Origin of the sequence: Mesorhizobium sp. 1B3 (assembly GCF_050958605.1) — a bacterium.
GTDB lineage: Bacteria > Pseudomonadota > Alphaproteobacteria > Rhizobiales > Rhizobiaceae.
This window is the reverse complement of the sequence record NZ_JBJHDO010000002.1, coordinates 624,417-647,685: the sequence shown is the minus strand read 5'-3', so window position 1 is coordinate 647,685 and position 23,269 is coordinate 624,417. Positions and strand designations below refer to the sequence as shown.

Below are 23,269 nucleotides of genomic sequence, written 5' to 3'. Positions count from 1 at the left end.
CTTGGCCGGAACCTTGCTCGACGTGACGGACCGACGGCAACTCGAGGATCGCCTGATGCAGGCACAACGGCTTGATGCCATTGGCAAACTCACCGGCGGCCTCGCGCATGACTTCAACAATCTGCTGGCCGCGGTCTTAAGCGGCCTCGACCTGCTTGAGCGCCGCGCCTCTCTCGACCAGAACGCAACCCGCGTGATCGAGCTGATGCGACATTCCGCACAGCAGGGAACTGATCTCGTCAACAGGATGCTTGCTTTTTCGCGGCGCCAGCAGTTGCAGCCGAAAGCAGTGGCGCTCTCCGCCTTGGCCGACACGATGAACGGCCTCGTTGCGCAACTGCTCGGCGGACTTGTGCGCTTCGAGTGGGAAATCGACGAGACCGCTTGGCCGGTCCATGTCGACATTGGGCAGCTTGAACTGGCGTTCATGAACCTGATCTTCAATGCCCGCGATGCCATGCCGTCGGGAGGCACGATTTCCGTGCGGACCCGGAATCACTCCATACAGGTGGACTGCGAAGACCTTTCGGCCGGTGACTATGTGGTCGTGACGGTGAACGATACCGGATCAGGCATTGCTCCCGAAATATTGCCCAAAGTCATAGAGCCATTCTTCACGACGAAGGCGGTCGGCAAGGGAACCGGCCTTGGGCTGAGCACCACCTACGGTTTCGCTCGCCAATCCGGCGGCACGCTGCGGATCGACAGCGTGCTCGGCCAAGGGACCTCGATGGAGCTATGGCTGCCGCGGTCACCTGAGCAGGTCGAGGATCAGCCTCTCGAATCGCGGGAGCCTAGTCGGGTCGAACATGGGCAAGCCCTGCCTTCGGTCCTGCTTGTCGATGACAGCACGAGCCTGAGGAAACTCACGGCACAATCGTTGCGGGATCGCGGCTTCGAAGTGACGACCGCGGCCGGAGGTGCAGAGGCGCTGGCCTTCATAGAGAAGGAGCCGCGCCGCTTCGATGTCATCGTAACGGATTTCGCCATGCCCTTGATTTCGGGCCTCGACGTCATACGCATCGCCCGCAACCTGCGAAGGGACTGGCCGGCGATCATGATAAGCGGTTACATCGATGCCGATGCCATCGAGGGGCGGCCGGCTGATGTCACGTTGCTGTCGAAGCCATTCAGCGATGGGGCGCTGGTGGACAGCATCCTCGACGCGGTGCGTTGCAAAAGCTGAGCCGGCGGGAGCTTTCATGCCGCCCTGGAACCGGTTTTTGCACCGGGCGTGTTGTTGCCCGGCGAGAGTCGCGCGATGACGAAGCTGTTCCTTGACGTCGTGCCCGAAGAGATTGAATCGGTGCGCGAGCCGCCACACTCAAGCGGCGAAAAAGATTCAGGGAATTCGGATCACTCCGCCGCAAGGCCGCCGGCGAAGCGGTTGCGCCATCGGACCAGCGGGAATGACCTTCCGGATGGCTAGCCCTTCACGATGACCGCACAGGCATAACGATCTCCCGCCTTACCCGATGGCTGGCTCTGGTAGTCGTCGGCGCCGCCGTGGATCATCAGGGCGCGGCCGATAACGTCGCTGTCCCCTTCGCCGAGCCTTATGGCGCTGTTGAAGACTTGTGCGCGGACGGTCCCGTCGGCTCCCACATAAAGGTTAGGCATGTCGCCGGCATGCGGCCCGTTGGCCGCCTGATACCCATGTTCCTTTCCTCCGGGGTTGAAATGAGCCCCGGCGGATTCGTGCTTGTCGGCGGCATCGCACTTTCCCGTCTCGTGGACATGGAAGCCGACCCATTGACCGGCCGGCAGGCCGGTGACCTCGAGTTCGATCAACACGCCGTCCTTCGTGCCGGTGAGCGTAGCCGACCCGTTGCGCTCTCCGGCCATGTTGACGAATTCGGCTTTAGCGGTGGCGGCTTCCTGGGCTGCTGTGGGCCCACCTGCCAGCACCAAGCCTGCCATGGTGTTCACAATCCATTTCATCATCGGCCACTCCTTCACGTCCAAGGGTTGAACTAGGCTGAAGGCACATTGTTCCGGTATCATTGCCGGCCGGCCGAGCATTGCGCGAGTTCATCCGTAATGCAATCCTCGGTGGCTTGAGGCAAACCTAAGAAAATCACAGGCCCGACATGAAGCTGCAATTGCTGCGCAACGCGACGCTGAAACTATCCTATGGGGGAAGGACGATCCTGGTCGATCCGTATTTCGCGCCAAGGCACAGCCTGCCCTCCTTCGCCGGACGTTCACCCAATCCGCTGGTCGATCTGCCCCTTCCTGTCGAGGAGATCTTGGCCGGTGTGGAGCTTGTCATTGTCTCGCATCTGCACTCCGATCATTTCGACGGAAGCGCGCAGAAGGCGGTGTCCAAGCACCTGCCCGTCATCTGTCAGCCCGGCGACGAGGCGACGATAGCCGGAGCCGGCTTCACCGACGTGACTCCACTTACGACGAGCACCGACTGGAATGGCCTGAGGCTCACGCGCTGCGAGGGCAGCCACGGCCTCGGTCCAGTCGTCGAGAAGATGGGCAATGTGATGGGTTTCATGCTGGAGACGCCGGGCGAGCCCAAGCTCTATTGGGCGGGCGATACGGTCTTGTACCCGCCCGTCATCGAGACTGTCCGCCGGGCCGAGCCGGACATTATCGTCAGCCATTCCTGCGGCGCGCGCTGGGATGGCGACCTCATCGTCATGGATGCCGACCAGACGACCAGCCTATGCGAAACGGCTCCGCGATCGATCGTCGTCGCCACTCACATGGAAGCGCTCGATCATGCCACGGTGGATCGCAACGATCTTCGGCGCGCGGCGGACGCGAAGGGGATACCCGCTACACGCCTGATCATTCCGCGCGACGGCGAGACCATCGATCTGGTCGTGTAGTGCTCCCGCCGCTCCATTCCCCTCATTGAGCGCGGGACGTTTTCGTTGGATTATCTCTCCCGCGGGAACCTATCACCATCTGTCGGGGCGACGACATGGAGGCAGGAATGGCACTTCAACTGACTGGGATCCACCACCTGACCGCGATCACGGCGGATGCACCCGCCAACCTCAGATTCTATACGCAAACGCTGGGGCTTCGTCTGGTCAAGAAGACCGTGAACCAGGACGACACCAGCGCATATCATCTATTTTATGCCGACGCCCATGCGACTCCGGGAACGGATGTCACCTTCTTCGACTGGCCGGTTGGACGCGAGCGTCGCGGGACACACAGCATCGCTCGCACGGGGCTGCGCGTCGGCGGCGGAGCGAGCCTCGCCTGGTGGCGCAATCACCTGAAGTCTCGCTGTGCGTTCACCGGGCAGATTACCGAGATCGGCGGCTATTTCTCGCTGGATTTCGAGGATTTCGAAGGCCAGCGCCTGCGCCTGATCGACGACGGTGGAAAAGGCGAGGCCCACCCCTGGGACAGGAGCCCCATCCCGGCCGAGCATCAGATCCGCGGCCTTGGGCCGATCACGCTGAGCGTCCCCGAACTGAGGCCGACCGAGGCGGTGCTGACGACGGTGATGAACATGCGGCAAGTCAGGGATTATCCCTCTCCGGACGGCAAAGGCCATGTTCACGTCTTTGCCATGGGCGAAGGCGGCCCCTCGGCCGAACTCCACGTCGCCGTCCAGCCCGGGCTGCCTGTGGCATCGCAAGGCGCCGGTGCGGTCCACCACGTGGCCTTCCGCACACCGGACGTCGAAACCATGCACGAATGGACCGATCGGCTGGCGAGCTTCCGCCTGCCCTCGAGCGGGGAAGTCGAGCGCTATTATTTCCGCTCCCTCTATTTCCGCGAACCAAACGGAATATTGTTCGAGATCGCCACGGATGGGCCGGGCTTCACCGCCGACGAGCCGCTGGCGACACTCGGGGAGAAGCTGTCGCTTCCGCCATTTCTCGAGCCGAGGCGCGCTTCGATCGAGGCAGGCCTCAAGCCGCTCGCCTGAAGGCGCAGGCGACAGTCCGAACTATGGTGCCTTGGCGCTTTGCGGCGAGATCCAGCCCGGCACGTCCGCATGCGCCGCGGTGACCATCCGCTGCAAGGTTTCGATCGCGGACGATTGCGGAAGCCGGTCGCCCTGCAACTCCGGCGGGACCTTCCAGCCGGGATCGACACCTTCCATGTTCGGCAGTTCGTGGGCGATGCCCTTGTGACAGTCGATGCAGGTCGCCTGTCCTGACAGAAGATAACGCGTGTGGATCGTGGCGGCGCGCTCGGTCTGCTTGGACAGGTCCATCGCAACCTCGGAATGACAATTCCGGCATTCGAGACTGTCATTGGCCTTGAGCCGTGCCCATTCGTGCTGGGCAAGTTCAAGCCTGTGATCGAGAAACTTGCGACGCGTGTTGATGGTACCGAAGATTTTCCCCCAGACTTCCTTCGAGGCTTGCATCTTGCGGGCGATCTTGTCGGTCCAGTCATGCGGAACGTGGCAGTCGGGACAGGATGCCCGTACGCCCGAACGATTGGTGAAATGGATGGTCCGCGTCAGTTCCTGATAGACGTTTGTCTCCATCTCGTGACAGGAGATGCAGAACTGCTCCGTGTTGGTGAGCTCCAGCGCCGTGTTGAAGGCGCCCCAGAACATCACGCCCCCAACGAAGCCGCCGAGCGTGAGGAATGCAAGGCTCAGCGTCGCGGCAGGCGTGGTCAGGAAGCGCCAGACCCACCCGATCGCGCTCTTGATCCGCTCCATGATCATTCGTCCCCGGCGTGTTCGACACCCATCTCGCTCATGTCCTTGAAGGTATTTCCCACCAAGGGCTGATTGGTCGCCTGGGGCACGTGGCAGGCGGTGCAGAAATATCGCCGGGGAGATACGTCGGCCAGCATCTGGCCGTCGCGCGTGATGTAGTGCGTGACCGATATCATCGGCGCTCCGGAGCCCTCCGTGAACTCGCGCTTGTGGCAGGAGAGACAGCGGTTGGTATTGACCGAAAGCTGATAGCCTTCGATCGAGTGCGGAATGACGGGCGGCTGATCGGGATAGGCGCGCATCCGCCGAACGTCGTCGACGATCCATCTCGGCAATGGCGCCGCTTTCGGCGACTCGGTGAAGGGCACGTCTCCGAGCAACTGGTTTCCCATCTGGGCGAGCGCGACGGAGCCGGTCGATATTGCCGCGATACCGAGCGCCGCGATGAAAACGTGCCGCCGCGTCACGCGGCGGAGATAACCTTGACCGCGCATTTCTTGAAATCCGTCTGTTTGGAGATGGGATCGGTGGCATCCAGCGTAGTCTTGTTGATGAGTTCGCTGGCATCGAACCACGGCACGAAGACCACGCCTTTGGGCATACGGTTGCGGCCGCGGGTCTCGATGCGCGTGCGTATCTCTCCACGGCGGGAAACGATTTTCACCTCGACGCCCTGGTTCAATCCCCGCTTACGCGCATCGTCGGCATTCATGAAACAGACGGCAGCGGGGAAGGCCTTGTAGAGTTCCGGCACGCGCATCGTCATGGAGCCGGAATGCCAGTGCTCCAGGACCCGGCCCGTCACGAGCCAGAGGTCGTATTCCTCGTCCGGGGACTCGGCGGGAGGCTCGTAGGGAACGGCGATGATCTTGGCCTTCCCATCGGGATTGCCATAGAATTTTACGCCCTCTCCCGGATTGACATAGGGATCGAAGCCTTCGCGGTAGCGCCATTTGGTCTCTTGGCCGTCGACGACTGGCCAACGCAGTCCCCGGACCTCGTGATAGGTGTCGTAGGGAGCGAGATCGTGGCCGTGACCACGGCCGAAACTGGCATACTCCTCGAAAAGACCCTTCTGCAGGTAAAAGCCGAAATCCTTCGCCTCCTGGTTCTCGTATTCGGCATTGATCTCGGTAAGCGGGAACTTGTCGACGTTGCCGTTCTGGAAGAGCACCTCGAACAGCGTCTTGCCTCGATAATCGGCATTCGCCTCGAGGAACTCCGCGGGCCACACCTCGTCGGTGGTGAAGCGCTTGGAGAATTCGACGAGCTGCCACAGGTCGGACCGAGCGTCTCCGGGCGCCTGCACGAGCTGATGCCAGACATGCGTCCGGCGCTCGGCATTGCCGTAGGCCCCCTCCTTCTCGACCCACATCGCCGCCGGCAGGATAAGGTCGGCATTGACGGCGGTCACCGTGGGGTATGCATCTGAAACCACGATGAAATTGTCCGGATTACGATAACCCGGATAAGTTTCGTTGCTGTTGTTGGGCGCCGCCTGGAGGTTGTTGTTGACCTGTATCCAATACCAGTTGAGCTTGCCGTCCTTGAGCATGCGGTCCTGGAGGACCGCGTGATAGCCGGGCTTGTCGGGCAAAAGCCCATGCGGCACCTTCCAGATCTCCTCGGCATGGGCCCGATGCTCAGGATTGGTGACGGTCATGTCCGCGGGCAACCTGTGGGCGAAAGTACCGACTTCGCGCGCCGTACCGCAAGCCGAAGGCTGGCCGGTCAAGGAGAACGGGCTGTTACCGGGTTCCGAGATCTTCCCGGTCAGCAGGTGCAGATTGTAGATCATCTGGTTCGCCCAGACGCCGCGTACATGCTGGTTGAAGCCCATGGTCCAAAGCGACATGACCTTCTTGGCCGGATCAGCATAGAGCTCAGCAAGTTCCTGCAGGAAGTCGGGCTCGACCCCGGTCAGCTTCGATACCTTTTCAAGTGTGTATTCGGAGACGAACTGCTTGAAAGCCTCGAAGTCGATCGGCTCGGTCTTGCCCGGATCGGTTGTTCCGGTCGCTTTCTGCTCCAGCGGATCTTCCGGCCTGAGGCCGTAGCCGATATCGGTCGTCCCTTTGACGAAGACCGTATGGTTGCGGACGAAGTCTTCGTGCACGCGGCCGGTCGTGATGATGTGGTTGGCGATGTAGTTGAGGATCGCCAGGTCCGTTCCCGGCTTGAAGATGACGGGGATGTCGGCGAGATCCATCGAGCGATGGGTGAAGGTCGAAAGCACCGCGCAGCGGACATGCGGATGGCCAAGCCTTCTATCCGCCACCCGGGTCCACAGGATCGGGTGCATTTCGGCCATATTCGAGCCCCACACCACGAAGGCATCGGCATGCTCGAAATCGTCATAGCAGCCCATCGGTTCGTCCATGCCGAAGGTCCGCATGAACGCATATGCCGCCGACGCCATGCAATGACGCGCATTCGGGTCGAGATTGTTGGAACGGAATCCGGCTCGCATCAGCTTGGTGGCGGCATAACCTTCGAAGATCGTCCACTGGCCGGAGCCGAACATCCCGACCGCCTCCGGCCCCTTCGCTTTCAGGACCTGCTTGCATTTGTCGGCCATGACGTCGAAGGCTTCGTCCCAGGAGACTGCCTCGAACTCCCCGTCCTTGGCGTAGGCGCCATTTCTCTTGCGCAGCAGCGGCGTCGTCAGCCGGTCAGCGCCATACATGATCTTGGAAAGGAAGTAGCCTTTCACGCAATTGAGGCCGCGATTGACCTCAGCCTGCATGTCGCCATGCGTGGCAACGACTTGTCCCTCCTTGACGCCGACCATGACGCCGCAGCCCGTCCCGCAGAAACGGCAGGGCGCCTTGGACCATTTTATCTCCAGCGCGCCGACCCCGCCGGCGATGGGCTGTGCGACGGCGGGTGTCGCCATGCCGGCGGCGGCCGCGGCGATGCCGGCGGCCTGCGCCTTCAGCATTTCGCGTCGCGTCAGTTGCGTATTCATGTTTCCGCGACCTCCTGTTTGTCTATGTGCTCGTAGACCATGTTGGCCGAGATCACGCCGTCGAGCAGCGCCATGCGCGTCAGCCTGTCACCCAGCACGCCGGTATTCGGCCCTTCGATGACCACGACGATCTTGCTGTTCCCGGTGGCGTGCACCTCGACGCCGTCGAGCTTTGACAACTCCGTCAGCACGTCCTGCAGATTTCCCGGGCGGACCGAGATCACCGCGCTGGAGATGTGGTGAGCGGCCTCAGGCATGGACCGGCTCCGGATGGCGTCCGACCATGCGGATGGCACCTGCCGGACACGGCGCCACACAAGCGCCGCAGCCATTGCAGGCATCCGCCAAGACTTCAGGCGTGAACGGTCCGCCGACGCGCGGACGAAAGCGGATTGCGTCCTGCGGGCAGGCATCGCGGCAGGTCATGCAGGCTATGCCCCCTTTGGCGAGACAGGCTTCGGAAATTGCCCCGACGTGGAGAAAGGCAATCGGAGAGCCACACTCGAAGACGGGCTCGGGGCACGCTGCCGCGCAAGCACCGCACAAGGTGCATGCGCCAAGAGCGAAGCTTACGACCGGCAGCCCCTCGGAAAGTGCGACGATCCCCGTCGGGCAGGCCTCGACACAGGCGCTGCAACCCGAACAGCGATCGAGACCGGCCGTCGTTGCGCCGGGCGGCCGGAGCGGCGACGGCAATCGAGCACCTCCTGAGAGGAAGCTGCGACGAGTGTATCCGGGAGGACTTTCCATTGCGGCCGCCTCAGTGGATGCCGCCCACCGGCGGCCCGGGAGGGCCGAAGACGATCTGCCACATCCAGACGAGGAATCCGTAGCCGCCGACCACGCCGACGGCAATTATGGGCCAGATGCCGAACGCCAGCACCAGAAAGGCAATTATCTCCTTCCGGCGCAGGTGCCTCGGCCTTCCCGCCGCTTCATTGTCCTGGGTCATGAACCTCCTCATGGGCCTTGGACAAAATCCTGCGTTGTGGTCGCCATGACCTCGCGGATGCATGCAAGGCTATCCGGTAAGCGGTTTTTTTCAATACCCACAGCTACCATTTCCTGAGAAATCTTGGGCCTTTAGCAATGTCTTCCCGCAAGCCGCACACCCAATCGGGGTAATTTTTTCCCGTCGGGCCAAGCAGCAGTTGCTCGACTCTTCGTCGGCTAATTCGACTTTACAACCCGATGGGAACGATCGTCTCCGCCAGTGCGGCTGCTTGTTTCATGCTTTGCCTTGTCTGCGTTGCTCTACTGCCTGCCATCTTGATAGGCTGCGTGGGAAAGCCAAGCCTTGATCTAGCGCAAAGCGCCCTCCCCCCGACAACAGCTCGAGTTCTTGAACGCAGCGCCAGGTGGAATACCGTTGCGTGCATCAAGTGGGGCGTATCTCGCTATCGAACTTCAACAAAATTGGAGGCAAAAACCATGACAGCAAGAGCACTCCCGTTCCTGATGTTCGAAGGCCGAGCCGAAGAGGCACTTTCCTTCTACGCATCCACCATCCCCGACAGCCGTATCGTCGACATTGTCCGTTACGGCGAAGGGCAAGCTGGGAAAGCTGGAACAGTGATGCGGGCGAAAGCGATCATAGCCGGGCAGGAAGTGCTGGCCACCGACAGCCCGATGCAGCATGACTTCACCTTCACGCCGGCCCTCTCGTTTTTCGTCGATTGCTCCACCGAAGAAGAAGTTGAACGCCTGGCAAACACCCTTGGAGAGGGCGGACAGGTTTTCATGCCGCTGGACAATTACGGGTTCAGCAGGCGGTTCGCCTGGGTCGGCGATCGCTTCGGCGTCTCATGGCAGGTCAATCTGCCCTGAGGTCCGCCTCCAGTATAGGAGCGATGCCGAGCGTGCTCTCTCCCCGAGCATGGGCGATCGCCAGCCGGAAGCTGTGTGCGATCCTCACGGCACGATCCATGAAAAGCGATGCGACCTCGGGCGGACAGGTCCGCCGCACCGTGTCGCGAAAGAGCGTGAGCCACCGCCGGAAATGCGCCTCGCCAAGTCCGGGGATCATCAGATGAGGCCGTAATGGCCGGCCGTCGTAGCGGGACGTGCGCAGCAGCGTCGACGACCAGAAGTCGCACATTTTGGAGAGATGGTGCGGCCACCGGTCGGCAGGGATCGCGCCGTTGAAGATCGGTCCGAGGAGAGCGTCCCTGCGTATCTCGTCATAGAAGCCGTGAACCACGTCGTGGATCATGCGCTCATCCAGCATGTCCGGCAGGGGCCGGCCCTCGACCAGGATCGTCCTCTCGGCCTTGGACGGCCCGTCCGGCGCGGTCACTTCCTAAATCCCGTCAGGCGGATGGTAGCTACGATCATCATTTATGTATGCGGCCTGTCTGATCCTCCTGGGGAAGGTCGCAACGATGAAGGCCGATTTCAATGCTTCCTATTGGCGCATGGGAGCCGTTGCGGGAGACGTTCCAGAATGACCAAGTGTCGCGCCGGCCGGCGCTTCAGGAAAGAGATGAACCGTATCAGGCTCCCGATCCGATAGTTGCGCCGGACCTTCACCGGCGCCGATTGCGGCTCGATGCGCTGGAAATCCCATCGCGAGTAGCTGTCCGCCCAGCCATCGGCGGTGATCATCCAGACCGGTCCCGGCTCTGACGCCAGCAATCCGTCGATGAGGCGCGAAGCGATCCCGTAGCCTCGGACGTCCTTGCTGACGACCAGAGAACCGAGCTCGCGTGATCCATCGGCGTGTTTGCACATCTGGACAGCACCGACGACCCGGTCTCCGACCGCCGCAACCAGGAAGTTCGGCCAGTTGAGCTTGGTGGGGTTGAGATGCTCGCCGCGCACGAGGCTTCGAATGGCGGGCTGGTCTCGTGCTGTCGCGTTGCGAATTCCGACATCTGCCGCGTTCATGTTCGTTACTCCGGCAGCAGGCCTGCCGCCGTCGGCCAAGCCTGCCATGCCGGAAATATACGCTCTTCATGTTTCAGGGGTTTTTCGGGAACGCCGCTGATGCGTTTCGTTTGTTTCAGCGGTTCCCGGAAAGGCTCTCAGGCATTTGCCGGAATTCGCCGAAGGATGACGTTTTCGCCATCCTCGAAACGAAAATCCGGTCGGGCCTGCAAGAATTCGTCCGTCGCGGTCCTGGCCCCGCCATAGTCGTGATAGTCGTCGATCAGGATCACGCCGTTGGGGCTGAGCCTGTCGGCCACGCGCGCCAGGCAATACTGGACGGGATCATACCAATCGCAATCGATATGCGCGAAGCAGATCCTATCCATCTCGACCTCAGGCAGGGTTGCCTCGAACAGACCCTTGTGCAGGCTGATGTTGATCCCGTCCACACCGACGCCGTGCCTTTCGAACGAACGCTTCACGTCGTCATAGAGATTGTCGCGGTAACCGTAATAGACATCGCCGCCAAGTCCCGCCGACTCGCCCGCGGCGATCTTCTGATAGCGGGATTTGGATTTCTCGTCGTCCTTCTCCGAAGTCGGCGGCGGGATCATTCCGAAGACGTCGAAGCCATGGAAGGATCGACCATGGCGCGTGGCCTGCTCGGCCAGGATGATACCACTGCCGCCAAGGGCGATGCCGAATTCAGCGATGTCGCCCGGCACGTTCCGGCGCAGCACCTGTCCGAGCGCTGTTTCGAGGCGGTGGAGTTTCCGGGCCGATAGATAAGTCAAGCGCTCGTGACGCACGGACCGCGCCGTCGCGCTCAGGCGGGACGTTTCGATCATGCGGCGGGTTCGGGCGAGCAGGGCATTCACGCTGTGCATTCTGTTCTCCAGACTGCCCCACCCCACGCAAATTATTATCAGATGTCGCCGATTGGCAACCGCGATCCAACGACGCCGTTGGTGCAATGGCGTCGACACTCAGAGCTTCGCGGACAATGAGGCCCGGATGATACCGGCAACATGCTGCACGCCGACATCGCCGTCGCGACGCGCGTGCCAGGCAAGATGGAGCGGGAACCCCTCGACCGGGATAGGCGGTTCGAACACCGCAAACCGTGTTGCGCTGTCCTTGGGGACGCAGCGGCTGGGCAGCATGACGATCAGCTCAGATCCTTCGAGGAGCGACGGAACAATCAGGAAACTCGGGACGACGATCGCTACTCTGCGCGACCGGCCGTGCGCAGCCAGCGCTTCGTCAAGTGCACCCCGCGTCTGTCCGCGACCCGAGACGAGCACGTGCGGATAGGCCAGCCAATTGTCGAGATCGAAATTTTTCGCCGCCGGATGATCCCGGCGCATCATCACCACATAGGTCTCGTGCAACAAAGTCTCGCGCCGGAACATCTCGTCCGGTTCCGGGAAAACCGACAACGCAAGGTCGGCCGAGCCCGTTTCCAGTGCCTCCAGGGCGGCGCTAGCCCCAGTCCACGGTTCGATCACCACCTCGAGACCCGGCGCCGTCTCGGCAAGCACACGATGCAGGGGGGCAGCAATGATGGCCGCCGGAAGGTCGGACGTGACGATCCGCACCCTCTGCCGCAGGTCGGCCAAGGCGATCTTCGGTGGGTCGACCACAGCAACCACATCGGCGAGAAGTCGCTTCACGGGCGCGCGCAACGCCTGAGCCTTCGGCGTCAAGCTCATAGAGCCCCTGCCCCGTTTGAGCAGCGGATCGCGAAACAGGTGCCGGCAACGCTCCAGCGCGCTCGACGCGGCCGGCTGTGACAAGCCCAGCCTTTCCGCCGCACGCGAGACATGCGCCTCGTCGAGCAATGCATCGAGCACCACGAGGAGATTCAGATCAATCGATCTCAAATTCATGAAATGGATAATAACAGATATAAAATATCGATTAGATTAATTTCATAACCATCGTCATGCTCTCGGCAACCCACCAAGGAGGTTGCCATGAAGACCCTGATCCTGCTGTTCCATCCGGATTTCAAGAACTCGACGACCAACGCGGCACTTGCCGAGGCGGCCCGCTCGGTTCCCGGCGTCGAGGTCGTCGACATGCAGGCCCTTTATCCGGAAGGCCGTCTGGACGTGTTCCAGGACGGTGCGGTCGAAGCCGAACGGCTCCTTTCAGCCGGCCGTATCGTGCTTCAATTTCCCGTGCAGTGGTACTCGACGCCGCCGCTCCTGAAAGCGTGGGCCGATGCCGTTCTGACGCGCATGTTCTATGTTTCCTACGATACGGAAGGACAGCGGCTGGAGGGCACGCCGATCATGGTGGCGGCCACCGCCGGAAATGTTCCCGAAGCCTATTCACCGACGGGGCAGAACCTCATCCCGCTGCCCGACCTTCTCAACCCGCTGCGCGCCACCGCCTATCGTTGCCGGCTGCCCTGGGCGGAACCTTTCCTGCTCTATCGGGCGGGCAAGCTCTCCGACACCGAGCTTGCCGATGCCGCCGAGAGATACGCCCAAAGGCTCCGGGGCTGGTCGACCGAGGCCGACGCCATCGCCGCCTGACGGCCATTTGGGAGCCAGACATGTCTGTTCAGGATGCCGCCCGATCAAGCGAGCGATCGGTAAAGATCGCTCCTCGTTGGTTCGTGCTTTCAGCCGCAACCGTACCGCTCGGCATTCTCGGCCAATTCATGCTGGCCGGGCTGTCACTGTCCGTAGATCTCCGATTTCAAGGAATGCATGACACTCTCGGCTTCCTGCTCGCGGTGCCGATCGGCGTCGTTGCGACCGCTCCGTTCCTGCGCAACGAGGTGAAAGCGTTGCGCCATTGGACCGGCTTGCTCGGCATTCTCTATCTCCTGCAGATCGTGCTCGCCGCCGCGGGCTCGGGCCTGGCGCAAGCCGTGCATGTCCTCAACGCCGGGCTGCTGCTCGTCGTCGCGCCTGTCGTCGTTGCCAAGATAGCTCGCAGCCACAACGGTGGGTAAGCGGGTTCACGCAGTTCCTGCCCATCTAGCCACGGCAAGTTGGCTTAGCCTGAATGTCAGACTGAAGCTCTCGTCGAAATCACGGTCGGCGAATGCCGCGTGCTCAGCCCTGACGATGGCTACTATTTCGACAGCCGGTCGCCCCATCGCTTCCGCAGTGCCAGCGACGAGCCGAGCCAGATCGTCAGCGCGGTGACGCCGCCGACCTATTGAGGCTCATCGACATTTGGTCGATATATTCACCAGGATCTGCCCCAACGGCATCAGGCCTGTTGCTCCAACCGGAGTTATGCTTTGTTATCCTCACCGAGGTGGAACAAGGACAAGAACATGATCTCCAAAAGGGCAATAGCAACGATCGGCGCGGCAGGCGTGGCCGTCTCCTTGATGGCGAGCGGCGCATCCGCCCGCGACCTGACAATCGTTTCCTGGGGCGGAAACTACCAGGATGCGCAGAAGAAGATCTATTTCGAGCCGTTCGCGCAAAAGCTCGGCAAGCCGGTACTTGACGAAAGCTGGGACGGCGGCATCGGCGTCATCGCCGCCAAGGTAAAGGCGGGCGAGCCCAACTGGGACGTCGTGCAGGTCGAGACCGAGGAGTTGGAACTCGGCTGTACCGATGGTTTCTACGAGAAGATCGATTGGGACAAGATCGGCGGCAAGGACAAATTCCTGCCGGCCGCCGTTCATGATTGCGGCGTCGGTGCCATCGTCTGGTCGACGGCGCTGAGCTATGACGCCGACAAGCTGAAGGACGCCGTGCCCGCCTCCTGGGCCGATTTCTGGGACACAAAGAAATTCCCGGGCAAACGCGGTCTGCGCCGCGGTCCTAAATATTCACTCGAGTTCGCGCTGATGGCCGATGGCGTGAAGCCGGCGGAGGTCTACGACGTGCTGGGCACGCCGGAAGGCGTGGATCGCGCCTTCAAGAAGCTCGGCGAGATCAAGAAGGACGTGATCTGGTGGGAGGCCGGCGCCCAGCCGCTGCAACTGCTCGCTTCGGGCGAAGTGGTGATGACAACTGCCTACAACGGCCGCATCTCGGGCATCAACAAGACCGAGGGAAAGAACTTCAAGGTGGTCTGGCCGGGCAGCATCTACGCCATCGACAGCTGGGTCGTGCTGAACAACAGCCCCAACAAGGAGGACGCGATGGATTTCATCGCCTTTGCCAGCCAGCCGGAAAACCAGTCCAAGCTGCCCGAATACGTCGCCTACGGCCTACCGCAAAAGGAGGCCGCGGCGAAGGTTCCCGCCGATCTTGCGGCAGACTTGCCGACCGCCGAAGCCAATCTCGTGGACTCCGTGCCGCTCGACGGAGAGTTCTGGGTGGACAACATCGAGGAGCTCACCAGCCGGTTCAACGCCTGGCTTGCACAGTAAAGAATGTCTCCCGAAAGTGTGTAGCGGTTTCGGGAAAGAACCTACAGCTCATCGCGTGAATCCTTTTTGACGCGATGAGCTGTAGAGCATCGACATGACGGGCAACCAGCGCGCGCCGGTTTGCCCCAATAGGGGCGGTGGCACCGAGATCCATCGGCACGTCCGCCGCTCCGGCACCTCCCGGCCCCGCCGATGGAAGGGTAGAGCGAGGATCACTTGCCGGCTTTCATAAGTCTCGAACGCATCTCGAAATCCTTTGGACTGGTCCAGGTCGTCGACGAACTCGACCTCGCAATCGAAAAGGGCGAATTTCTCAGCCTGCTGGGCCCCTCCGGCTCGGGCAAGACGACGATCTTGATGATGATCGCCGGTTTCTTCGAGCCTACCAGCGGCCAGATCAAACTCGAAGGGAGGCGGATCGACCACCTCCCCGCCTACCGCCGCAACATGGGCGTGGTGTTCCAGAACTATGCGCTGTTCCCGCATATGACGGTGGCGGAAAATGTCGCCTTTCCCTTGGCGATGCGCGGCGTGGCCAAGGCGGAGGTGGCGGAGCGCGTCGGCCGCGCGCTCGACATGGTCAAGCTCGGTCACATCAAGGACCGCAAGCCGGCCCAGCTCTCCGGCGGACAGCAGCAGCGTGTCGCGTTGACGCGCGCGCTGGTGTTCGAGCCGAGCCTCGTGCTGATGGACGAGCCCTTGGGCGCTCTCGACAAGCAATTGCGCGAACACATGCAGCTCGAATTGCGAGAGCTGCATCGCCGGCTGGGCCTCACCATCGTCTTCGTCACTCACGACCAGGGCGAGGCCTTGACGATGTCGAACCGCATCGCCGTCTTCAATGCCGGACGGATCGAGCAGCTGGCTTCGCCCGAGGCAATCTACGATCGGCCGAGCACGCGCTTCGTCGCGGAGTTCATCGGCGAGACCAATCTGTTTCCCGGCAAGCTGGGCTCGCGAAACGGGGTCGGAGCGAAGATCAGGCTCGACAGCGGACCGGTCATCGTGGCGAACGCGCCAGAAGCTTTTGCCGAGGGCGATGCCGCGCTGGTAAGCGTTCGGCCCGAACGGGTCCATCTTTCCGAGACGGCGAGCACCTCCAATGCCATCCCCGTGAAGGTGCTCGACACTGTCTATCAAGGCGACCATCTGCGCCTGCGCCTTGAGGGAAACGGCCTCGAGATTATCGCCAAGCTGGAGCGCAAGGCCCGGAATTGGCCCGTCGGCGCCGAAGCATTCGCCACCTTCGAGCCTGGCGAATGCATGGTGATCGCGCCATGATCTCCTCCGCCATGCGCGCGAGGCTGGCGGCGCTGGGGCTCATCGCTCCGCTGGTGGTGTTCCTCGCCGTGTTCTTCATCTGGCCGCTGGTCACGATGATGATGGCCTCGGTGACGGACGGTACGGTGCGTGGTCTATTGCCCGACACCGCAACCGCCCTGACGGAGTGGGACGGGACTTCCCCGCCAACTCCGCAGATGCAGGTCGCGCTCTCCTCCGACCTACGCCGGCCGGCGGATTCGCTCGCCTTCGGCGATGCGGTGCGGCGGCTGAACAGTGAGCTTTCGGGCTTCCGCTCCCTGATGTCGCGCACGGCCAGGGAAGTCAGGGACCTGCCGGAAGGCGAGACGCCGGATCTCGCTGCCATCGACCCTCGTTGGGGCGAGGTACGGTATTGGCAGGCCATGAAGCGGACAATGCCGCTTTACACCGATCGAAACTTGCTTGCCGCTGTCGATCTCGAACGCGACACCAGCGGCAGCATCGTGCCCCTCGACGCGGGTGCCTCCGCCAATCGACAGATCATGGTGCGCACCTTCGTTATTGCGGCGACGGTGACGCTTCTGTGCGCCGCCATCGGATTACCCTATGCGCTGATTGCCGCCTCTGCCAGCGGATGGGTCCGCGCCATGCTGCTGATCGCGGTGCTGCTGCCCCTCTGGACATCCTTGCTGGTGCGTACCGCGGCATGGTTCATCCTGCTGCAGAACGAAGGGCTGATCAACGGGGCGCTCCAGGCCATGGGCCTGACGAGCGGGCCGCTGCCGCTGATCTTCAACCGCACCGGCGTCGTCATCGCCATGACGCATGTGCTCCTGCCCTTCATGGTGCTTCCGATCTATAGCGGGCTGCTCGGCATCCCGGCGAACCTGGTGCCCGCGGCGGCCTCGCTGGGTGCCTCTCCCTGGAGGGCGTTTCGGCATGTGTTATTGCCGCTTGCTTTTCCCGGCCTGTTGTCGGGTTCGCTGCTCGTCTTCATGGTAGCGCTCGGCTACTACATCACGCCGGCGCTCGTCGGCGGCCCTAACGACCAGATGATCAGCTCAATCATCGCCTTCTTCGCCACCGGCACGGCGAACTGGGGCATGGCCGGCGCGCTGGGGCTGATCCTGCTCGTCGTCACGACCGTGCTTTATCTCGTCTATGGACGGCTGTCGCGGTCGCCCACCATGGTGGGAACCTGACATGGGCGGCAAGACCCACCCTGCCCTGCGCGCGCTCCAGATCGCCTTCGGGCTCGGGGTGGTGTTTTTCCTGCTGGCGCCCATCGTCGCGATCCTGCCGCTGGCCTTCAATTCGAGCGTTTTCCTCAACTACCCGATCGAAACCTTCTCTTCCCGATGGTTCGCGGAGCTGCAGGACAACGACGTGTGGCGGCGCTCGATCATCAACAGCCTTGTCATAGGCTCGGGCGCCACCGTTGTCGCAACGGTGCTGGGCACGCTTGCCGCACTCGGCCTGCGCAGCAGCCGATTGCCCTTCGCCAATGCCATCCGCACCACCTTCCTCATGCCGATGGTGGTGCCGGCCGTCGTTCTCGGCGTCGGCATGCAGATGCTTTATGCCCGGCTAGGGCTCGCCAGCTCATATCTCGGCGTCATCGTCGCGCATTCCGTGCTCTGCATTCCCTTCGTCATCGTCAGCGTGTCGGGGTCGCTCAACGCCATGGACCCGTGGCTGGAGCGGGCGGCGAGCAGCCTCGGCGCCCCGCCCTTCCGCGTCTTCCAGCGCGTGACGCTTCCCATCATCATGCCCGGAATGTTGACCGGCGCGGTGTTCGCCTTCGCGACCTCGCTCGACGAGGTGGTGCTGACGCTCTTCGTGGCCGGCCCTAACCAGCGCACTTTGGCGCGGCAGATGTTCGCCAGCATCCGCGAGAACATCAGCCCGGCCGTGGCAGCGGCCGCATTCCTTATGATCGTCGGCACGCTTTGCGTCGCGGGACTTGTCGGTTTCCTGCGGTGGCGCCGCCAAAGGGCCCTGCGGCCGGTTTGAGCGGCCTTTGAGCATTTCCCAGCCGACCGGATTCAGTCGGCGTCGCGAGAATGCAGCAAAAACAGAGACCTAAAGCGTGTCACCCGAATCCGATTGCCAGCGACACGCTTTAGGAAGAGCGAATCGGCTTTATGATACGGCTTTCGACAGGGCCTTGACGTGCTTGTTGCGGCCAGCCAGCAGGCCGAAGACCAGTGCCAGCAGGGTGATAATCACGAGCAGCATGCTCGCGGCGGTCCAGCCGCCGGTCCAATCGTGCAGCAAGCCCACCGCCAGGGGGCCGATCGAGGCAAGCATATAGCCGACGCTCTGCGCCATGCTGGAAAGCTTGGCTGCGACATGGCTGTCGGCGGCACGCAGAACGATCAGCGCCAACGCCACCGCGAAATTGCCACCCTGGCCGAGCCCCAATAGGACGGCCCAGACCCAGACGGTGCCGAGCGGAGCGTGCACCGCTCCCAGCAGGCCGGCAATGGTCAGGCCCAGCATGATCGCGGCGGCCACGCCTTGGTTGTGGAACCGGGTGGCGAGCATCGGCCCCACCAATGCTGTCAGCACTTGAACCATGATCGAAACGGAAACAACGAGACCTGCGGCCGTCGGGTCAAGCCCACGGTCGCGCAGGATGGGGGCAAGCCAGCCGAAAACGATATAGGCGAGCGAAGACTGGAGCCCCATGAAAAGCGTGACCTGCCAAGCGAGCGGATCGCGCCAGAGGCCGGTGACGATATAGTGGCTCTGCACCGCCCCGTCTTGCCGCTTCGGCACGAAGGGCAACCAGGCGAAAACGGCAATGATCGCCGGAACCGCCCAGAAAGCGAGCGCCACCGTCCACTGCCCGCCGGCAGCCTCTCGCAACGGAACCGTGAGCCCCGCGGCGGCGGCGGCGCCGCCACACAATGCCATCGTATAGACGCCGGTCATCAGGTCGGCCCTTTTCGCAAAGTCGCGCTTGACCAGCCCCGGCAGAAGCACCCCGACGATACCGATCCCCGCCCCCGCCATGATCGTGCTGATGAAGAGCGCGATAAGGTTCGGCACCAGCCGCAGCAGGACGCCGGCGGCAAGCAGCGCAAGCGTGACAAGGACCGCGCGTTCGATCCCGAGACGCCGCGCCATCCCGGGCGCCGTGAGGCCGAAAATGCCGAGACACAGAACCGGCACCATCGTCAGCAGGCTTGCCGTGGTCGAGGACAGACCGAGATCGCGAACGATATCCGGCAGGACGGACCCGATGCTCGACAGCGCGGGGCGCAGATTGAGCGCGACCAGCACCAGACCGAGTGCGAGCGCGAACGGATGCACCCCGTGCGGCGGCAGCCCCTCATCGGCTTCCGCATCGATCAGCAATTCATCCGCGAGAGTCCGAGCCTGCGAGGCGTGTTTTTCGTAGCCTGTTTGGTCAGGCCCGGAGGCTGTCGTCATGTTGGGTTCTTTCATATCCTCGCCGCCTGGGCGCGGAGTAATTCGGTGAGTTTTGCGGACATGGGTTCGACGATGCGCCGCGCGGCGGCCGCTGCCGCTTCCGCGTCACCCCGGGCGATTGCATCGAGCACCGCGCGATGCTCCGCCTCACCGGGTTCCGGCAAACGGCGGTCGGCAAGCGTCTCGCTCATGTGCAGGCGGATCGCCTCGGAGAAATAGCGATAGAATTCGGCGAGAGACCGATTGTGGGAGGCATCGGCCACTGCGACGTGGAAAGCGACATCGCGAGAGATGAAGGCGTCGACCTGACCATCGGCCGAACTGCCTCTTTCGGCCAGGAGGCGTGTCAGCCGGACGACATCCTCCTCGGTCCGACGCGAGGCCGCAAGGCGGGCAGCCTCAACCTCCAGCATGCAGCGCAACTCGAGATGGTCGCGCAAACCCGCCTGGCTGATCCGGCGAACGGTCTCCGCGGGATCGGTATTCCTCCGGACATAGGTGCCGTCGCCTTGCCGCACTTCGAGCACTTCGGAATGGGCGAACACGCGGACCGCTTCCCGTATCGTGTTGCGGCTGACGCCAAGCATCGCGGCGAGACTGGCCTCCGGCGGAATACGCTCACCGATCTGCCAGGTGCCCTTCGCCAGTTCGGCGCGCAACGCTTCGATCGCGTGAGCGACCAGGGAATTTCGTGGGGCGGGCTTCAGCATGAACGAGCCTCTCGGGCAAACACCGGATTATCCAATCATCCTATGTTTGTCAGCACAAGTGCGCAGCGTTCAAACCAGCTATGCTCCAAGTGCAGGATGAGGGTGGGAACGACCCAACTACAATGAACAGCATCCGCGAAGGAGAAGCCGCCGTAGCGGCTTCGGATGCCATCGAGGTCAAAGACATCGCGTCATACACGATTGTGGCCGTAATCCCGCTACGCCGCCAACGGTTCCCCGCTGTACGGTGACAAAACTCCTTGAGTTTTGTCACCTATGAATGGGTCAGCCGGGGGAAGCGCGAGAGCCCCGACGGCGGCTTCTAGATCATGGCCGTGGCGATGATCTCCACACGGAAATCGTCGTCGGCCATGCGCACCTCCCCACAGGCGCGCGTCGGCGGGTTCTCGGGATCGATCCAACTGTCCCAGATCTCGTTCATCCCCTCATAGTCATCCATCGTCTTCAGCCAGATCGTGGCGCTGACGAGCTTGTCCCGGGAACTGCCCGCTTCGGTCAGGAGCTCGTCGATCTTGTGCAGCGTCTCACGCGTCTGCACCCTGATATCGGCCGCCTTGTCGGTCGCCACCTGTCCGCCCAGGTAAACCATGTTGCCGACCACGACGGCCCGGCTGCGGCGGCTGTTCTTGTCAATTCTCTTCATGCGATCTTTCCGGATGCTTCTGTCATTTCGTCGGGCGCCCGGCGAAGGCCGGCGCCTCGAAGGCTGTCACCTGCGGAAGCGGCCCTTCGAAGGGTTCGACTTCAACCAGGCAAGACTGGGCACTGGGGCCCTGGGCAAGCCGGGAGGTGCCCCGGTCACGCGTCAGCACGTTAGGATTGCCGTGCTTGTCGAGTGGTGCCTCGTCAGACGGGTCGGCCGGGTCGTACCACGCCCCGGTCGACAGCTGCACGACGCTCGGCCGCACGGAATCCGACAACACGGCGGCCGCAAGGCAGGCGCCACGGTCATTGTAGACGCGCACGATGTCGTGCTCGCGAATTCTGCGTGCGGCAGCGTCGGCCGGATTCAGGCGAATGACCTCGCGCCCCTTGATCTTCTGACCACGCGAATGGCTGGCGCTGTCGTATTGGCTGTGTAGCCGGGCCGCCGGCTGGTTCGAGATCAGATGCAGGCCGAAGGTCGCGGCACGCTCGGCGCCGAGCCACTCGTCCGGTTCGATCCAGGAAGGATGTCCTGGGCAGTCGTCATAGCCGAAGCTGTCGATGGTGCCCGAAAAGATCTCGATCCGCCCCGAAGGTGTCTTGAGGCTCGCCGCCACCGGATCCGCGCGGAAGTCGGCCAGAAGCGCCGGATGGGTTTCCAACTCCGGCAGCAGGCAGAAACCGTCCTTCCAGAAGGTTTCGAAGTCGGGCAGCGTATGCCCCGCTTCGGCAACGCGCTGGCGGGCCAGCGAATAGAGATGGCGCAGCCACCCCTCCTCGTCGCGGTCGTCGGTAAAGTCCTGCGCGACACCCAGCCTTTCGGCGATGCCGGTAAAGACGGCAAAGTCGTCACGCGCCTCCCCGGCCGGTTGAGCAATCCGGTGCGAAGCCGCGATGAAGCGGTCGCGGGACGATGCGCCGATGTCGTTGCGCTCGAGCGTGGTGGTAACCGGCAGGACGATGTCGGCGTGCCGCGCCAGCGGGTTCCACCAGGATTCGTGCACGATGACCGTTTCAGGCCGCTGCCAAGCAGCGCGCAGCCGGTTCAAGTCCTGATGGTGGTGAAAGGGATTGCCGCCGGCCCAGTAAACCAGTCGGATGTCGGGATAGGTGCGACGTTCGCCATTGAAATCGTAGGTGCCGCCCGGATCGAGCAGCATGTCGGCGATGCGGGCGACCGGAATGTAGTCGGCGACCGCATTCGTTCCCTGCGGCAGGGACGGCCAGGAAATCTCCGGCACCGCATGGCCGATGCCGTTGACAGAGGCATAACCGAAACCGAAGCCACCGCCCGGCAGGCCGATCTGGCCGAGCATGGCCGCGAGCGTGACCGCCATCCAGTAGGGCTGCTCGCCATGTTCGGCGCGCTGCAGCGACCACGACATCATGATCATGGTGCGGTTGGCTGCCATGCGGCGCGCCAAGGTGCGGATTTCATCGGCGGCGATGTCGGTGACGTGAGCCGCCCACGCGGCATCCTTCACGATCCCATCGGTCAGCCCGAGGACATAGGCTTCGAAGCGCTCGAACCCGGCCGTGTAGCGATCGAGGAATGCCCGGTCGGCGAGGCGCTCGGCAATCAGCGTGTGGGCGAGGCCGAGCATCAGGGCAACGTCCGTGTTCGGCCGGATCGCCAGCCAGTGCGGCGCGGTCTCGGCCTCGGTGTCGTCGCGGATAGGGCTGATCGTCACAAGCTCGGCGCCGGCCCGACTGGCTGCCGAAAGGGACTCCACCAGTATGTGGCGCGAGATGCCCCCCGACGAAACCTGGGCGTTCTTGCGCGGCACGCCACCGAACATGACGATCAGTTTCGCGTGCGCGGCAACCTGCTTCCAGGAACTGTGCTGGGAGACCAATCCGCGCTTGTCGCCGATGACATGCGGCAAGATCGTGTCGGCTGCGGCATAGCTGTAGTTCTGGACCGAGCGGACATAGCCGCCGATACAGTTGAGGAAACGGTGGATCTGGCTCTGGGCATGATGGAAGCGCCCGGCGCTCGCCCAGCCGTAGGAGCCGCCGTAGATCGCGCCATTGCCGTGGCTGGCGCGCACGCGCTCGAGTTCGGAGGCAGCCAGCGACAGTGCCTCGTCCCAGCTGATCTCCACGAACGGCTCCGCGCCACGCGCGGCACCGCCGGCAGCATGCCCCTTCTCCAGGAAGGACCGGCGCACCGCCGGGTGAAGGATGCGGCTCGGATTGGCGAGGGCATCGATCATCGAGTTACCGAAGGGAGACGGATCGGGATCCTCGCCGATCGGCAACAGCGCCGCGGCCCTGCCTTCCTCGAAGCGCGCGCGATACGTCCCCCAATGGGTGACCACGGTGTGTCTTTCTGGATCTGGCAACATGTC

The 23,269-nt window shown here is 62.8% G+C and carries 26 protein-coding genes; 11 read left to right on the top strand and 15 right to left on the bottom strand.

Translation table 11 applies throughout. The features are described from left to right. Positions 1-55: 55 nt before the first annotated feature. Complete coding sequence (locus tag ACCO56_RS08150) at positions 56-1,186, top strand: ATP-binding protein (RefSeq protein ID WP_433639835.1); 1,131 nt, start codon at positions 56-58, stop codon at positions 1,184-1,186. Between the two features lie 239 nt (positions 1,187-1,425). Here the strand turns inward: ACCO56_RS08150 and ACCO56_RS08145 are convergent, their stop codons facing one another. Next, on the bottom strand, positions 1,426-1,941 hold the full coding sequence (locus ACCO56_RS08145; protein WP_433639833.1) for a superoxide dismutase family protein: 516 nt from the start codon (positions 1,939-1,941) through the stop codon (positions 1,426-1,428). A 149-nt stretch (positions 1,942-2,090) separates the two neighbouring features. On the opposite strand from ACCO56_RS08145, the gene ACCO56_RS08140 reads away from it, so the two are divergent. Further along, entirely contained in the window at positions 2,091-2,843 is a 753-nt protein-coding gene (locus ACCO56_RS08140; protein WP_433639408.1) for an MBL fold metallo-hydrolase, read from the top strand. A 107-nt stretch (positions 2,844-2,950) separates the two neighbouring features. After that, positions 2,951-3,904, top strand: coding sequence for a ring-cleaving dioxygenase (locus ACCO56_RS08135; RefSeq protein ID WP_433639405.1), 954 nt, complete (start codon positions 2,951-2,953; stop codon positions 3,902-3,904). A gap of 21 nt (positions 3,905-3,925) precedes the next feature. Here ACCO56_RS08135 and ACCO56_RS08130 read toward each other — a convergent pair whose 3' ends face one another. The 6 genes from ACCO56_RS08130 to napE all read right to left on the bottom strand — a co-directional run bounded on the left by ACCO56_RS08130 (position 3,926) and on the right by napE (position 8,574). Continuing rightward, entirely contained in the window at positions 3,926-4,654 is a 729-nt protein-coding gene (locus ACCO56_RS08130; protein WP_433639403.1) for a cytochrome c3 family protein, read from the bottom strand. A 2-nt stretch (positions 4,655-4,656) separates the two neighbouring features. Further along, a complete protein-coding gene (locus ACCO56_RS08125) occupies positions 4,657-5,046 on the bottom strand; it encodes a nitrate reductase cytochrome c-type subunit (RefSeq protein ID WP_433639831.1) in 390 nt (129 codons plus the stop codon). 71 nt (positions 5,047-5,117) lie between these two features. Then, positions 5,118-7,622, bottom strand: a complete 2,505-nt coding sequence (napA, locus tag ACCO56_RS08120) for a periplasmic nitrate reductase subunit alpha (RefSeq protein ID WP_433639400.1) — start codon at positions 7,620-7,622, stop codon at positions 5,118-5,120. Beyond that, positions 7,619-7,879, bottom strand: a complete 261-nt coding sequence (locus ACCO56_RS08115; RefSeq protein ID WP_433639397.1) for a chaperone NapD — start codon at positions 7,877-7,879, stop codon at positions 7,619-7,621. The genes napA and ACCO56_RS08115 overlap by 4 nt, the downstream gene beginning before the upstream one ends. After that, positions 7,872-8,372 carry a ferredoxin-type protein NapF gene (locus ACCO56_RS08110; protein WP_433639394.1) on the bottom strand — a complete coding sequence of 167 codons (501 nt, stop codon included), beginning with the start codon at positions 8,370-8,372 and terminating at the stop codon, positions 7,872-7,874. Before ACCO56_RS08110 ends, ACCO56_RS08115 begins: the two co-directional genes overlap by 8 nt. A 10-nt stretch (positions 8,373-8,382) precedes the next feature. After that, complete coding sequence (gene napE, locus ACCO56_RS08105; RefSeq protein WP_433639392.1) at positions 8,383-8,574, bottom strand: periplasmic nitrate reductase, NapE protein; 192 nt, start codon at positions 8,572-8,574, stop codon at positions 8,383-8,385. 479 nt (positions 8,575-9,053) lie between these two features. Here napE and ACCO56_RS08100 point away from each other — a divergent pair, with 479 nt between their 5' ends. Further along, positions 9,054-9,449: a VOC family protein gene (locus tag ACCO56_RS08100; protein WP_433639391.1), complete on the top strand. Its 396-nt coding sequence runs from the start codon at positions 9,054-9,056 to the stop codon at positions 9,447-9,449. Here ACCO56_RS08100 and ACCO56_RS08095 read toward each other — a convergent pair. The 4 genes from ACCO56_RS08095 to ACCO56_RS08080 form a co-directional block, all read right to left on the bottom strand. Then, positions 9,436-9,918, bottom strand: coding sequence for a group III truncated hemoglobin (locus ACCO56_RS08095; RefSeq protein ID WP_433639389.1), 483 nt, complete (start codon positions 9,916-9,918; stop codon positions 9,436-9,438). The genes ACCO56_RS08100 and ACCO56_RS08095 overlap by 14 nt on opposite strands. A 98-nt stretch (positions 9,919-10,016) precedes the next feature. Continuing rightward, the gene (locus ACCO56_RS08090) at positions 10,017-10,508 is read right to left on the bottom strand and encodes a GNAT family N-acetyltransferase (RefSeq protein ID WP_433639388.1); all 492 of its coding nucleotides are present in this window, start codon (positions 10,506-10,508) and stop codon (positions 10,017-10,019) included. Positions 10,509-10,645: 137 nt separating this feature from the next. Beyond that, the gene (locus ACCO56_RS08085) at positions 10,646-11,377 is read right to left on the bottom strand and encodes a TylF/MycF/NovP-related O-methyltransferase (protein WP_433639387.1); all 732 of its coding nucleotides are present in this window, start codon (positions 11,375-11,377) and stop codon (positions 10,646-10,648) included. A gap of 99 nt (positions 11,378-11,476) precedes the next feature. Further along, positions 11,477-12,379 carry a LysR family transcriptional regulator gene (locus ACCO56_RS08080; RefSeq protein WP_433639385.1) on the bottom strand — a complete coding sequence of 301 codons (903 nt, stop codon included), beginning with the start codon at positions 12,377-12,379 and terminating at the stop codon, positions 11,477-11,479. An 87-nt stretch (positions 12,380-12,466) separates the two neighbouring features. On the opposite strand from ACCO56_RS08080, the gene ACCO56_RS08075 reads away from it, so the two are divergent. The 7 genes from ACCO56_RS08075 (at position 12,467) to ACCO56_RS08045 (ending at position 18,117) form a co-directional block, all read left to right on the top strand. Further along, on the top strand, positions 12,467-13,033 hold the full coding sequence (locus ACCO56_RS08075; RefSeq protein WP_433639383.1) for an NAD(P)H-dependent oxidoreductase: 567 nt from the start codon (positions 12,467-12,469) through the stop codon (positions 13,031-13,033). A gap of 20 nt (positions 13,034-13,053) precedes the next feature. Then, entirely contained in the window at positions 13,054-13,458 is a 405-nt protein-coding gene (locus ACCO56_RS08070; protein WP_433639382.1) for a DUF6220 domain-containing protein, read from the top strand. Between the two features lie 78 nt (positions 13,459-13,536). Then, a complete protein-coding gene (locus tag ACCO56_RS08065; protein WP_433639830.1) occupies positions 13,537-13,671 on the top strand; it encodes a cupin domain-containing protein in 135 nt (44 codons plus the stop codon). A 174-nt stretch (positions 13,672-13,845) separates the two neighbouring features. Further along, positions 13,846-14,841: an ABC transporter substrate-binding protein gene (locus ACCO56_RS08060; RefSeq protein WP_433639828.1), complete on the top strand. Its 996-nt coding sequence runs from the start codon at positions 13,846-13,848 to the stop codon at positions 14,839-14,841. Between the two features lie 216 nt (positions 14,842-15,057). Further along, on the top strand, positions 15,058-16,122 hold the full coding sequence (locus tag ACCO56_RS08055) for an ABC transporter ATP-binding protein (protein ID WP_433639379.1): 1,065 nt from the start codon (positions 15,058-15,060) through the stop codon (positions 16,120-16,122). Then, the gene (locus ACCO56_RS08050) at positions 16,119-17,306 is read left to right on the top strand and encodes an ABC transporter permease (RefSeq protein ID WP_433639826.1); all 1,188 of its coding nucleotides are present in this window, start codon (positions 16,119-16,121) and stop codon (positions 17,304-17,306) included. The genes ACCO56_RS08055 and ACCO56_RS08050 overlap by 4 nt, the downstream gene beginning before the upstream one ends. 1 nt (position 17,307) lies before the next feature. Further along, positions 17,308-18,117: an ABC transporter permease gene (locus ACCO56_RS08045; RefSeq protein ID WP_433639377.1), complete on the top strand. Its 810-nt coding sequence runs from the start codon at positions 17,308-17,310 to the stop codon at positions 18,115-18,117. Between the two features lie 129 nt (positions 18,118-18,246). On the opposite strand, the gene ACCO56_RS08040 is transcribed toward ACCO56_RS08045, so the two are convergent. The 4 genes from ACCO56_RS08040 to ACCO56_RS08025 form a co-directional block, all read right to left on the bottom strand. Then, positions 18,247-19,542 carry a CynX/NimT family MFS transporter gene (locus ACCO56_RS08040; RefSeq protein ID WP_433639375.1) on the bottom strand — a complete coding sequence of 432 codons (1,296 nt, stop codon included), beginning with the start codon at positions 19,540-19,542 and terminating at the stop codon, positions 18,247-18,249. Between the two features lie 11 nt (positions 19,543-19,553). Further along, positions 19,554-20,252, bottom strand: a complete 699-nt coding sequence (locus ACCO56_RS08035) for a FadR/GntR family transcriptional regulator (RefSeq protein WP_433639373.1) — start codon at positions 20,250-20,252, stop codon at positions 19,554-19,556. A 322-nt stretch (positions 20,253-20,574) separates the two neighbouring features. Then, the gene (locus ACCO56_RS08030; protein ID WP_433639372.1) at positions 20,575-20,916 is read right to left on the bottom strand and encodes a RidA family protein; all 342 of its coding nucleotides are present in this window, start codon (positions 20,914-20,916) and stop codon (positions 20,575-20,577) included. Between the two features lie 22 nt (positions 20,917-20,938). Beyond that, a complete protein-coding gene (locus ACCO56_RS08025; protein WP_433639369.1) occupies positions 20,939-23,266 on the bottom strand; it encodes a molybdopterin guanine dinucleotide-containing S/N-oxide reductase in 2,328 nt (775 codons plus the stop codon). Positions 23,267-23,269: the final 3 nt, after the last annotated feature.